11 protein-coding genes are annotated in these 12,615 nt (G+C 69.6%); 5 read left to right on the forward strand and 6 right to left on the reverse strand.

The window, feature by feature from the left end:
* Positions 1–2 precede the first annotated feature (2 nt).
* On the forward strand, positions 3–2,021 hold the full coding sequence (locus AC5Y31_RS01575) for a hypothetical protein (protein ID WP_499977532.1): 2,019 nt from the start codon (positions 3–5) through the stop codon (positions 2,019–2,021).
* 4 nt (positions 2,022–2,025) lie between these two features.
* Here the strand turns inward: AC5Y31_RS01575 and AC5Y31_RS01580 are convergent, their stop codons facing one another.
* Entirely contained in the window at positions 2,026–3,003 is a 978-nt protein-coding gene (locus AC5Y31_RS01580; protein ID WP_499977534.1) for an LLM class flavin-dependent oxidoreductase, read from the reverse strand.
* A gap of 72 nt (positions 3,004–3,075) precedes the next feature.
* Between AC5Y31_RS01580 and AC5Y31_RS01585 the strand changes: the two genes are divergently transcribed.
* Complete coding sequence (locus AC5Y31_RS01585) at positions 3,076–4,023, forward strand: alpha/beta hydrolase (RefSeq protein WP_499977537.1); 948 nt, start codon at positions 3,076–3,078, stop codon at positions 4,021–4,023.
* On the opposite strand, the gene AC5Y31_RS01590 is transcribed toward AC5Y31_RS01585, so the two are convergent.
* Complete coding sequence (locus AC5Y31_RS01590; protein ID WP_065022880.1) at positions 3,986–4,654, reverse strand: winged helix-turn-helix transcriptional regulator; 669 nt, start codon at positions 4,652–4,654, stop codon at positions 3,986–3,988. The genes AC5Y31_RS01585 and AC5Y31_RS01590 overlap by 38 nt on opposite strands.
* A gap of 62 nt (positions 4,655–4,716) precedes the next feature.
* Here AC5Y31_RS01590 and AC5Y31_RS01595 point away from each other — a divergent pair, with 62 nt between their 5' ends.
* Both AC5Y31_RS01595 and AC5Y31_RS01600 read left to right on the forward strand, forming a co-directional pair.
* The gene (locus AC5Y31_RS01595) at positions 4,717–5,595 is read left to right on the forward strand and encodes an alpha/beta fold hydrolase (RefSeq protein ID WP_499977541.1); all 879 of its coding nucleotides are present in this window, start codon (positions 4,717–4,719) and stop codon (positions 5,593–5,595) included.
* The gene (locus tag AC5Y31_RS01600; protein ID WP_065022804.1) at positions 5,595–5,918 is read left to right on the forward strand and encodes a TfoX/Sxy family protein; all 324 of its coding nucleotides are present in this window, start codon (positions 5,595–5,597) and stop codon (positions 5,916–5,918) included. Before AC5Y31_RS01595 ends, AC5Y31_RS01600 begins: the two co-directional genes overlap by 1 nt.
* Here the strand turns inward: AC5Y31_RS01600 and AC5Y31_RS01605 are convergent.
* The 4 genes from AC5Y31_RS01605 to AC5Y31_RS01620 all read right to left on the reverse strand — a co-directional run bounded on the left by AC5Y31_RS01605 (position 5,915) and on the right by AC5Y31_RS01620 (position 11,597).
* Positions 5,915–7,960, reverse strand: a complete 2,046-nt coding sequence (locus tag AC5Y31_RS01605; RefSeq protein WP_499977544.1) for an MMPL family transporter — start codon at positions 7,958–7,960, stop codon at positions 5,915–5,917. The two genes, AC5Y31_RS01600 and AC5Y31_RS01605, sit on opposite strands and share 4 nt — an antisense overlap.
* 7 nt (positions 7,961–7,967) lie before the next feature.
* Positions 7,968–9,212 (reverse strand): glycosyltransferase family 4 protein, encoded by a 1,245-nt coding sequence (locus AC5Y31_RS01610; RefSeq protein WP_499977546.1) that lies wholly within the window; start codon positions 9,210–9,212, stop codon positions 7,968–7,970.
* Positions 9,213–9,285: 73 nt separating this feature from the next.
* Entirely contained in the window at positions 9,286–10,806 is a 1,521-nt protein-coding gene (locus tag AC5Y31_RS01615; protein WP_065025404.1) for a 1,4-alpha-glucan branching protein domain-containing protein, read from the reverse strand.
* Positions 10,803–11,597: a class I SAM-dependent methyltransferase gene (locus AC5Y31_RS01620; protein ID WP_499977549.1), complete on the reverse strand. Its 795-nt coding sequence runs from the start codon at positions 11,595–11,597 to the stop codon at positions 10,803–10,805. The genes AC5Y31_RS01615 and AC5Y31_RS01620 overlap by 4 nt, the downstream gene beginning before the upstream one ends.
* A 196-nt stretch (positions 11,598–11,793) precedes the next feature.
* On the opposite strand from AC5Y31_RS01620, the gene AC5Y31_RS01625 reads away from it, so the two are divergent.
* Positions 11,794–12,585 (forward strand): electron transfer flavoprotein subunit beta/FixA family protein, encoded by a 792-nt coding sequence (locus AC5Y31_RS01625; RefSeq protein WP_499977552.1) that lies wholly within the window; start codon positions 11,794–11,796, stop codon positions 12,583–12,585.
* Positions 12,586–12,615 lie beyond the last annotated feature (30 nt).

Here is a 12,615-nt window from a genome sequence, read left to right on the forward strand (position 1 = left end):
TTGTGAATGGGAATTCACCGGAGGGCCAGACAAACGGTGACCTAGCGACCCTGGAAAGTCGTCTGAGCAGGCTCGACGACGCGACCAGGGCGTTGGCGGAGGCTGGAACACTGGGCAAGGCGAACCGGCTGCGCCGTGTTCTGGACGGGCTGCGGCTGGTGTTGCTGCAGCCGGGTGGCTGTGCGGCGGTACGGGCCCGCAGCGCGGCGCTGGAAGAGGCCGGGCTGTTCCTGGGCACGGACTGGGCGTCGCCGCGCACCCTGCTGCCGGTGCTGACCACCGGTTCGTTGCGCAGCGCAAATCCTGACACCGTGGTGCTGGAGGCGGTCAACGAACTGCGTCTGCTCGCGGTGGCCAACGCCGAGTACAACCATCCGCTGATCACCGCCGAGCAGGCGCGGCACCATCTGTCGCAGGTGCTGGCGATCAACCTGTCGCTGCTGTTGGCCCCGCCGACCGAGGCGGAGCGCGAACTGCAGGGCCGGATGGCGCGGCTGACCCGCGACCTGTTCGGGTACCTGGTCGAGGAGCTCGGTTACGACGGCGTTCTGGACCGGCTGGTCGAGGAGATCTGGCGGATTCTGCGTCAGCGGCCCATCCAGGTCGACCAGATCAAGGCGATGATCACCCAGATCTCGATCGTGCGCAGTGATCCCAGCATCGATCTGGGCAGCGGTGCGGTGGGCACCGATCGGTTGATCACCAGCCTGTACGGCACCACCGACGGCTGTCGGGAAGATCCCGGGGTCCAGGTGTATCGCAGCCGGCTGGAATCGATGGACGAGCCGACCCTGCAGTACGAGGCGGCCGGCTTCGCGCGGTCGATGCATGACACCGGGCTGGTGTCGCCGTATCACGCAGTGCTGCTGCGGTTCCTGCTGGAAAAGAGCGACTATCTGCTCGGCGAGGCGCTGGGCCTGTCCAGCACCGGCCGCGACAGCCTGCTCTGCTTCCACGATCTGGTGCACAGCCTGATCTCGGGGGCGGTGCACGTCGAGACGGCCCAGTGCATCTACGGGCTGGCGCTGCTGCTGGAGCGCGGCATCCTCTACCAGCCGCCGGTGGCGCCGTCGCTGTGGCGTCAATTGGCGCTGCCGGTCTCCAAGGCGTCCCGGGAGCGGCTCACCCAGGTGTTCGGACAGGCGCAGGATCCGCACACCTGGCTGCTGGCGGGGACGCTGTCGATGCTCGGGCTGCCGCTCGGGGTCGGGCAGGGTGACAACCCGACCTGCCAAGCAGCGCGCGCACTGTCGATGTGGTCCTACAACGACCCCGACTACCTGCTGCAGACGATCGCCTGGGCGGCGCGCGACGACGAGATCGTCATGCACTTCGAGGGGCAGCCGATCTCGTCGAAGGACAGCGGGGGCGGGGTGGCCGCCCACCTTCCCGTCGACCTCGATCCGGTCTCGTTGCTGGTGGTGCCGCATCTGGACCGCATCTATGCCGAGATGTTCCGGCGGTGCGTCGGCCGCGACGGCGACCCGCACCGGTGGGTCAATCCGGAGTTCCACGGCTGGTGGTCCGGGCGCGGCTTCCGCATCAACGTCGACGTCGCGACCGGCAATCTGGTTGAGCTCGAAGGGTTTCTGCGACACTTTTACGCCGCCTACCACCCGTTCTACAACGGCAATCAGCCGCTGATCCACCCGCAGCCGGCCGGCATCGCCGTAACCGACAGCGCCGCCCGCTTCGTCGGCTGGCATGCGATCACCGTGCTGCGGGTGGGCCTGGACCCCGAGGGGGCCATGCGGGTGTACTTTTACAACCCGAATAACGACAGTGGGCAGGACTGGGGCGACGGTGTGGTGGTCAGCACCGCTGGGAACGGTGAACGCTTCGGCGAGGCGTCGCTGCCGTTCGAGCAGTTCGCGTCGCGGCTCTACATCTTCCACTTCGATCCGCTGGAACCGGGCGAGCAGGCCGCGGTGACCCAGACCGAATTGGACCGGGTGCTGGGCTACCTCCAGCGCAGCTGGGGCGCCGATCGCATGGTCCCCGCGGCTGCGGTCCAGGCGTGAGGCGTCAGGATTCCAGTTCCGGCAGTACCTGTTCGGCCAGCAGACGCAGGCTCTCCCAGCCGTCGTCGAGCGGTAGGCCGCCGATCAGCGGATGCAGGGTCACCCCGGCCCGGCCGGCGCGGCACTGTGCGATCAGCTCCTTTGGCGTCAGTACCTCCACCGTGCCGGCCCGGCGTAGCTCCGCGACGGTGCCCACCGGGGTTTCGTTGGGGCGCGGCACTTCCGGCACCGCCCAGGAGGCGTATTCGCGTGCCTCGTTGAGGAAGTAGTCGCCGCAGCGGTCCCAGGCCTTGTCCGGGTCGGCGCTCAGATGCGTGACGGTGTTTCCGTTTTCGGGGCTGAACACGAACCCCTGCTTGCCGTTGCGGGCGAGTTCGGCCAGATAGACCGCTTCGAGGTCGGGCATCGGCATCGGCGGCGAGAACGGCAGCCCGAACCGGGCCGCCCGCCGGGCCGCCGCGACGCTCATGCCGCCGATGAGCAGCATCGGGTGCGGCTTGGTGTACGGCTTGGGTGTCACGTCGATCAGCTGGCCGTGGAGCTCGAACGGTTCCTCGCCCCAGGCTTGCAGCAGCACGGTCAGGCATTCGTCCATCAGCCGGCCACGTCGCCGGAAATCCTTGCCGACGGCCTGGTATTCGGTTGGGCGGTATCCGATTCCGGCCACGAAGCTGACTCGCCCGGCGGATAGCTGATCGAGCACGGCGATGTCCTCGGCCAGCCGGATCGGATCGTAGAGCGGCACCAGCAGCGCGCCCACGCTGATGCGGATGGTCGTGGTGCATCCGGCGACGGCAGCGGCCATCAGCAGCGGGGCCGGTAACCATCCGGTGGCCGCGAGGTGATGTTCTTCGCAACCGATCGCGGTCACCCCGTGGGCCTCGGCGTAGGACGCCATCTCCAGCGCCGTCCGGTAACGCTCGGCATGCTCGGCGCCGGGGACATTGGTCATGTTCAGGCGCAGGGCGCTCAGTAGTGGCATGGGACTGACCGGTCACCTCCTCCGGCGTTACCGTAGCGGACGACACGATCCACCGATGGAGACGGAGCGCTGATGGCCGGACCGCCCGACCCCCAGGTGCTCGCGGCGTTGCTGGCGATGCGCGACGGCGCCGAGCAGGTGCCCCCGCCGGCGGTCGGGGACGTCGCCACCCGTCGCCGCAACGCGGGCCACCTGTTCAACCAGGCGTTGGCGTCTCGGCCACCGGTCACCGGCGTTGAGGTCCAAGAGTTCTCGCTGACTTACGAGGGCGGCACGCTCGGACTGCGATGGTATCGGTGCTCGGGCGTTGAGCAGCCGGGAAGTGCGGCACTGTATCTGCACGGCGGCGGGATGATCCTGGACTGGGCACGCCTGGGTGCGCTCTACGACGCGGCGGTGCGCGGCTACGTCGCCGCGTCCGGGGTGCCGATGCTGGTCGTCGACTACCGGGTCGCCCCGGAGTTTCCGCATCCGGTTCCGCTTCAGGACTGCTATGCGGCGCTGTGCTGGCTGGCCGGTCATGCCGCCGAGTTGGGCGTCGACGCCGCCCGGCTGGCCGTGATGGGCGACAGCGCCGGTGGGGGGCTGGCCGCCGGTGTGTGCCTGCTGGCCCGGGACCGAGGCGGCCCGGCGATCGCGGCTCAGCTGTTGATCTACCCGATGCTCGACGACCGGACGTGTGATGGCGCCGACGCTGCGAGCACCCTGCTCACCTGGAGCCATGACGACAACGTCACCGGCTGGGGTGCGCTGCTGGCCGGTGCGGCCGCCGACGGCTATGCCGCGCCGGCCCGCGCCGATGACCTGACCGGTCTGCCGCCGGCCTATCTCGACGTCGGCGGGCTCGACATCTTCGCCGAAGAAGACGTTATTTTCGCGCACCGGCTGCTGGCCGCCGGCGTCCCCGTCGAGCTGCACCTGTACCCCGGCTGCCCGCACGCGTTCGATCTGCTGGCACCCGATACCGATGTGTCGCAACGGGTTATCGCGGACCGGGTGCGGTATCTGGCGGCACTGTAGACGCCTTGCCGGGCGCGCCGAAAAGGGTTCGCAGGGCTGCTTCGTCACCGTCGATCTCCACCAGGGCGGCAACATCATCAAGGGACAACACACCTGCCGCGAGCCCGAGAGCCACGGATGCCTCGGTGTGCAGCACGGCGTCAAGCTCGCGCCCGTCGGGCATGCCCACCTCGATGCCGGACTTGGTGGCTCGCAGCTGAACCATTCCGCCGTCCACGGCGACTCCCACGGTGGAGCGATCCGCAGGTTTGCGGCCGGCGAACAGCGCGGGGAGTGCCAGCAGCAGCCACTCGGCCCGAAACTCGTCGCCCTGCGGGCCGCGGATCATCAGCGGCGTCGACCAGCGGACCAGCGCGTAGATGGGCTCGCGCAGTTGCGCGCCCCATTCGGTGAGCGCGTAGGTGACGGCGCGGCCGTCGTCGGACAAGCGCCGTTCGAGCACACCGGCGGTCTCCAGGTCGCGGAGGCGATCGGTCAGCAGGTTCGTCGCGATCCCCGGCAGCCCGTCGCGCAACTCGCGGTAGCGGGCCGGTCCGGTAAGGAGCTGGCGGACGATCAACAGGTTCCATCGGTCGCCCACCACATCCAGGGCCCGGGCCAGTCCACAGTACTGACCGTAGTCTCGACTCATCGCCACCTACTTGCTATTGTAAAGTTCACTTGATTATATCAAGTCAGTCAGGAGGGGTGGCCATGACGGTCGCGGAGAGGCCCGCCTGGGTCGACGACGAGTTGTTCCCGTTCGAGAGCCGATTCCTCGACCTCGGCGGGCACCGCGTGCATTACGTGGATGAGGGATCGGGGCCGGTGCTGCTGTTCTTGCACGGCAACCCGACCTGGTCGTTCGACTACCGTGAGGTCATCGCAGCATTACGACCAGACTTTCGTTGCGTTGCGGTGGATTACCCCGGATTCGGGCTGTCCTCGGCGGCGCCCGGATACCGGTATCTGCCCGCCGAACACGCTGCGGTGGTCGGGGCGTTCGTCGAAGCACTCGCGCTGAGCGGGGTCACGGTGGTGGCACACGACTGGGGCGGGCCGATCGGGTTGGCCGCGGTGCAGCAACACCCGAAGGTCTTTGACCGGCTGGTACTGACCAACACCTGGGCCTGGCCGGTCGGTGCTCCGCTGGTGCAGATCATGTCCCACGTGATGGGCAGCCCGATCGGACGCCTGCTGATCCGGCAGTTCAACCTCTTCGTCAACGTCATGATCCCCGTCGGCCACCGGCTCACCAAGCCCACCGGCGAGGAGATGGCCCACTACCAGAAAGCCCTCGACAGCGCCGCACGGCGGGAGGCCTCGGCGGTGTTTCCCCGCGAGATCACCGCCAGCCGCGCCTTCCTCGCCGACATCGAATCCGGGTTGCCCGACATAGCGGCGCTCCCGGCGCTGATCATCTGGGGCGACGCCGACTTCGCCTTCGGGGACAACGAATTACGGCGGTGGGAGCAGATGCTGGCTGATCACGAGACCGTGATCGTCAAGGGTGCCGGCCACTTTGTGCCCTCCGATGCCCCCGAGCAGTTCGCCGAGGCGATCCGGCGCTGGCACGCACAGTCGGGGTCATAGTGGCCTACGACGGGCAGCTGGCGGCCCGGGTGCGGGAGATGTTCGCCGATGGTCCACCGGTCCGCGAACAAGCGATGTTCGGTGGGCTGGCGTTCCTCGTCGCCGGCAGAATCGCGGTCGCGGCCAGCGCTGAGGGCGGGCTGCTGGTGCGGGTCGGTGCCAACAGCGCCGAACAGCTTTTGCGAACCACCGCCGCGCAGCCCATGCAGATGGGCGGGCGGACCATGCGCGGCTGGGTCCACATCGATGGCGAGTACCTGCGCAGCAGGCGTCGGCTCGGCGAATGGATCGACATCGGAATCGCGGCCGCGACAAGCGCTTAGAGTCGGACGGGTCTGGACGGCCACCAGATCCGGTCGCCGATCAGGGTGAACAATGCCGGAATGACCAGGGTCCGCACCACGAAGGTGTCCAGCAGGATCCCGACCCCGACGATGATGCCCAACTGGGTCAGCACGATCAGCGGTAATACACCGAGCACGCAGAACACCGCCGCCAGAACGATTCCCGCGCTGGTGATCACGCCGCCGGTGGCGGCGACCGCGGCCACCATTCCGGCGCGGGTGCCGTGTTCGCCGCTCTCCTCGCGGGCACGCGTCACCAGGAAGATGGTGTAGTCCACCCCGAGCGCGACCAGGAACAGGAACGCGTACAGCGGTGTGCCGTCGTCGAGCGCGGGGAAACCGAACAAGTGGATGCTGGCCCAGCCGCCCAGTCCGAGTGCGGCCATCGCACTGAGCACGGTCGCGGCGACCAGCACCGGCGGGGCCAGCGCGGCCCGCAACAGCACGTAGAGCACCACCAGGACTACCGCAAGGATCGCCGGGATCAGCACCTTGCGGTCGCGGTCTGCGGCGTCGCGGATGTCGAGGCCCTGGGCGTCGGCACCGCCCACCAGCGCACCGGGGTCCACGGTGCGGACCGAATCCCGCAGTGCGGTAACCGTGTCGAAGGCGCCGCCGGTCGAGGGCGCGGCGTCGATCACGACCGACCACCGGGTCGAGCCGGCCGGCGACGCGCCGGTGGGAACCGCCGACGTCACCCCGGGGACCGCCGTGATGGCCTCCCGCAGCTGTGCTGTGCGGGCAGTGGACCCGATGATGACCGTCGGGTCGGATGCCCCGCCCGGGAAGTGTTCGGCGAGGGTCTGGAAGCCTGTCACCGAGTCGGCGCGGACCCGGAACTGCTCGGTTTGGGAAAGGCCGATCCGGGCCCCGAACAACCCGGTCGTCAACAGCGCCAGCACCACCACCGCAATCACGCAGACCGGGAGCGGCCGGCGGCCCACCGCGTCGGCGACTCGGCGCCAGCCGGTGTTCGCCGAGCCCTCGCCGACACGGGGAATGAACGGCCAGAAGACGTTTCGTCCGCACAACGCCAGCAGCGGGGGCAGCACGAGCAGAACGAACACCGCGGCCACCACCAGCCCGCTGGCCGCGCAGATGCCCAGGCTGCGGGTGCTCGGAATACTCGCGGCGATCAGGGTCAGCAGCGCCAGCACCACCGTGGCGTTGCTGGCCACGATCGCCGGGCCGGCGGCACGGACGGCGGCGCGCAGCGCGCTGCGGTGCTCTGGGGAGCGGCGCAATTCCTCGCGGTAACGCGAGATCAGCAGCAGTGCGTAGTTCGTGCCGGCGCCGAACACCAACACGCTGGTGATCCCGGACGTCGAGCCGTCGAAGGTGGCCCCGGTCGCATTCGCGATCAGCCCGCCCACCACGGTGGCGACCCGGTCGGCGAAGGCGACGACCAGCAGTGGCAGCAGCCACAGCACCGGGGAGCGGTAGGTGACGATCAACAGCAGGGCGACCACCAGCGCGGTCACCGCCAGCAAGGTGATGTTGGCGCCGGAGAAGGCATTGGCGATGTCCGCGCCGAAGGCGGGGCCGCCGGTCAGGTGCGCGCTCAGCGGGCCGGGCAGCCCGTCGCTGACCGCCTCGCGCAGTGTCTGCACCGTGTCACGAAGCTCGAATCCGGATAGCGCGGCGCTCAGCTGTGCGGTGGCGATCGCCGCTTTGCCATCGCCGGAGACCGGTGCCGGCGCCGGCGGGCCGGGTAGTGCCTGCGGCACCTGCTGCATCCGGTCGCGGGCCTGCTCGACCGCTGCCAGATCGGCCTGCGTCAACACCGAGCCGTCGTGGCGGGTGACGACCAGGATCGCGGTCGCGCGATCGCCCCCGGGGAACTCGCGCTGCGCCGCGGCGACCGCAGCGGCCTCCGAGGACCCGGGCAGCAGCGTGGGTGAGGCGGTGGCGTCGGTGTTGTGGCCGCCCAACGCCATTAGTGCGGCGGAGGCGGCCAGGACCACCAGTGCCACCAGCCACGACCGATGGTGCGTGACTACGGCGGCGATCCGGTCCCACACCCGGGCGTTACCGGTCCGGTAGCGCGTGCTCGATGATCGGCCGGCGCGGCTGAGGTTCCCGCTCGCGACGCTTGGCGGCCAGGTAGACCTGCGCGGTCTCGTCGGCCACGGTGTGCCAGTCGAAGTCGGCGCTGAGCCGCTCCCGGGCGGCCACGGCGCGGTGTTGCGCCGCGGCCGGGTCGTCGAGCACCGCGCACACCGCCGAGGCCAGCGCCCGCACATCGCGCGGCGGACACGACATACCGGTGTCGCCGTCGATCACGGCCTCGCCCAGCCCGCCGACGTTCGATGCGACCAGCGGGGTTCCGGCCGCAGCGGCCTCCAGTGCGGCCAGCCCGAACGGCTCGTAGTGGCTGGGCAGCACGGCGGCGTCCGCGCGGTGCAACATCGCCAACAGTTCCTCATGATCCAGTCGTCCGACGAACCGGGTGGCCTTGAGCACCCGGTACTTTCGGGCGCATTCGATCAGCCAGTCCTGTTGGGTGCCGTCACCGGCGACGGTGAGCGTCGTTCCCGGGTGTGCTCGCCGGATCCGCGGCAGCGCGGCGATGGCGTCGTGGACGCCCTTCTCGTATTCGAGGCGCCCGACGAACAGCAGCTCCGGCGGTCCGGTGCGGGGCCGGCGGCGGGCGAACGGCCAGCGGGCGGCGTCGATTCCGTTGCGAATCACGGTGGTTTCGGCCAGCCCGGGACCGAACAGGTCAATGATCTCGTCGCGCATGGAGGCCGAACAGGTGATCAGCGAGTCGGATTCGCGCACGAGCCAGGATTCCACCGCGTGCACCTGACGGCTCAGCGGACCCGACACCCAGCCGGAGTGCCGCCCGGCCTCGGTGGCATGGATCGTCGACACCAACGGCACATCGTAGAATTCGGCCAGGGCGATCGCGGGGTGCGCCACCAGCCAGTCGTGGGCGTGCACCAAATCGGGGCGCCACAAGGTCTGGCCGCCATCGGTTTTCAACGACAGTCCGGCGCGCACCATGGAGTGACCCATTGCCAGGGTCCAGGCCATCATGTCGTCGCCGAAGGAGAACTCGTGCGGGTCCTGGGCCGCGGCGACCACCCGTACGCCCTCGCTGATCTCGTCCGACAGCGGGTGGGTGGTCGGGTCGGTGCCGGAGGGCCGGCGAGCCAACACGACGACGTCGTGGCCCGCGGCGGCCAGCGCGGTGGACAGGTGATGCACGTGCCGGCCCAGGCCGCCGATCACCACCGGTGGGTACTCCCACGACACCATCAGGATCTTCACGCGGCTGGTCCGTTCTGACGAGGTGCCCCCAACGCGCGCACTAGGTAGCGCAATGGGGAGGTCGAGCGGGGGGTCACCGTGGCAGCCTACGGGCATCCAGGGCACCGAACAGGCCGTCGGCCCGATTCCACCCCTCGGCCAGCCGTTCGGCCACGTCGCGATGGCCCGACGCCAGCGCGTCGGCGATCTCCCGGGTGGCGTGGGCGTGCAGCTGCGCCCGGTAGCGGGCGTAGTCGGCGGCGGAGTCCTTGCTCACCATGAACGGCCAGTCGCTGGACACCGTCAGCAGTGCCTCGCGCAGGATCTGGTCGGCGACCCGGTCGCGGGTGCTCGGCCCCGCCGTCTGCGCCAGGGCCTTGTCCACGGCACCCAGCGCGGTGTCGACCACCTCGGTGTTCAGCTGCACCAGGTCGGCCACCTTCTCCCCGGCCCACACCCGCCAGTCCTTACCCGAACCCCACGAACCGGGCGGCAGTTCGACCGCATCGCCGACGAACCCGGCGCCGATCGCATCCGAGAGCGTGCCGACCCGAATCCCGGCCTCGGGCAGCGCCCGCAGCACCCGGGCCAGCCAGGTCGGCCCCTCGTACCACCAGTGGCCGAACAGCTCGGTGTCGAACGCGGCGATCACATGGGCGGGGCGGCCGATCCGCTCTGCCTCGGCCCGCAGCCGGTTGCGAACCACCTCGACGAAATCGGCGACGTGGGTGTCGATCGCGGCGTCGGCGCGCTGGGGGTCATACGGCGCCTTGTGCTCGGGGTCGACGTTGCGGCCGGTCACCCGCGACGGCTTCAACCCGGTGCGGTGGTCGTAGGTGTGGAAGTCCCGGTAGGCGTCGTGGCCCGGGTAGCCCGACTTCGGCGACCACACCCGATAGCTGACCTGCAGGTCGCGGCCGAACGCGATCACGTCGGTCGCACCGACCGGGCGGCCCAGCGCGGTGTCGCCGTGCAGCGACGGGCCGTCGACCATGAAGTGCGAGACCCCCGCGGCGGCGTAGCCCTGCTCCATGCCGGGCGCGTACGCGCACTCCGGCGCCCAGATCCCGGTGGGGGAATGGGCCAGCCGCGCTCGGGCGTCGGCCAGGCCCTCGCGCAACGCGAACTCCCGCAGCCGCGGCGCCAGCAGCGGCTGGAACGGGTGGGCCAGCGGACCGCCGAGCAGTTCGACGGTGCCGGCCTGGGCCAGCTCGCGCAGCAGCGGGCTGGCGCCGTGGCGCCACAGCAGCGCGAAGTCCTCGAGGGCCTGCTCGGCCGCGGCGCACTCGTGCCGGCCGAAGTCGCGCAGATCCGCCAAGGTGGTGGCCTGGGCGGCGCGCAGCTGCCAGTTCGCCAGCCAGTGGTGCATGCCGTCGAGGCAGTAGGGGTCGTCGAGCTGGGCGGCGACCACCGGCGTCACCCCGAGGGTGAGCAGGTTGCGCCGGCCCTCGGCGGCAAGTGTCCGCAGCACCCGCATCAGCGGCAGGTACGCCGCCGACCAGGATTGGTAGAGCCACTCCTCACCGACGGGCCAGCGGCCGTGGTGGGCCAGCCACGGTAGGTGGGTGTGCAGCACCAGGGTGAAAAGACCCGGCACTGAGGGCTTTTCGCTCACGGCCGCACCGCGATCGCAACCAGATCCAAACTGTCATCGATATCCGGGCTGTCGTGCGCAAGGCCGTCCTCGACGATGTCGAAGTCCGCGGTGCGCACCGCTGCGACGTCGCGCGTCAGCTGCTGGGGCCATGGCGCGTCGGCCAGCGCCCGTTCGATCTGGGCGTCGATGATCGAGCCGCCGTGCCGGGCGTCCATCTCGCGCAGGGCCGGCCCATGAAAGACCCCGAGCATCGCCTCCAGGACGAAGCCGCCGTCGACGAGCAGCTCGGTCAGCTCGGCGGCGTTGAGCTCGCGGGTGTGGAACGGGTTGATCGGGGTGTCGCGGCCGGGGGAGAAGGTGATCCGGTTGGGGGTGGAGATCATCAACAGCCCGCCGGGACGCAGCACCCGAGCGCACTCGGCGATGAACTGCGCCTGGTCCCACAGGTGCTCGATGACCTGAAAATTGACCACGACGTCCACCGCGGCGTCGGGCAGCGGCAGCGCGGCGAGATTGCCCTGGATGGCCTCCACCCGTGGATAGCGGGCTCGTACATGCGCCACCGCGGCGTCGTCGTAGTCCAAGCCGATCACCCGGCGGGCCGCGCGTGCGATCAGATCGGCGCCGTAACCCTCCCCGCAGCCGGCCTCCAGTACGTCGAGCCCGGCGCAGCGCGGCACCAACTGTTCATAGACGACCTCGTGGCGGCGGAACCAGTAGTTCTCGACGTCGAGCCCGGGAATGGTCCGCTCGCCGGTCAGCACCAGGGTGGTGTCGGCGGGGGAGTCGGGACCCTCAGTGGATTTCATTGCCTAGGCAGGCTAACCCGAACCGTGCGCTACGCGAACCGGCTACCCCGCAGTGGCTCTATCACGACCCGCTACTCTGTACACGCGAACCGCGCTAAGTTACTTATCAGTAACATTGCCGTGCGGCTGCGTGAATCGTGACCCAGTCCTGTGGCCGGCCGTCGCAGGACCCCTTCGAGGAGGACGAACCACACTCATGACGAACATCGTGGTCCTGATCAAACAGGTCCCAGACACCTGGTCGGAGCGCAAGCTCAGCGACAGTGACTTCACGCTGGACCGTGACGCCGCCGACGCCGTGCTCGACGAGATCAACGAGCGCGCCGTCGAAGAGGCGCTGCTGATCCGTGAGCGGGAAGGCGCCGAGGGCACGGTCACCGTGCTGACCGCCGGCCCCGAGCGGGCCACCGAGGCGATCCGCAAGGCGCTGTCGATGGGGGCCGACAAGGCCGTGCACCTGCTCGACGACGGCATGAAGGGTTCTGACGTGGTGCAGACCGGCTGGGCGCTGGCCCGGGCCCTCGGCGCCATCGAGGGCACCGAGCTGGTCATCGCCGGCAACGAGTCCACCGACGGCGTCGGCGGCGCGGTTCCGGCGATCATCGCCGAGTACCTGGGCCTGCCGCAGCTGACCCACTTGCGCAAACTGGCTGTCGAGGACGGCAAGGTCACCGGCGAGCGGGAGACCGACGACGGCGTGTTCGCCCTGGAGGCGTCGCTGCCGGCGGTGGTGAGCGTCAACGAGAAGATCAACGAGCCGCGCTTCCCGTCCTTCAAGGGCATCATGGCCGCCAAGAAGAAGGAAGTCACCGTGCTCACCCTGGCCGAGATCGGGGTCGAGGCCGACGAGGTCGGGGTCGCCAACGCCGGGTCCAAGGTGACCGCTTCCACGCCGAAGCCGCCGAAGACCGCCGGCGAGAAGGTGACCGACGAAGGCGACGGCGGCACCAAGATCGCCGAGTACCTGGTCGGCCAGAAGATCATCTAAGCGCCCAGACTCACAGAGACGGAAGTAAAC

It is taken from the genome of Mycobacterium sp. NGS18 (assembly GCF_059813185.1).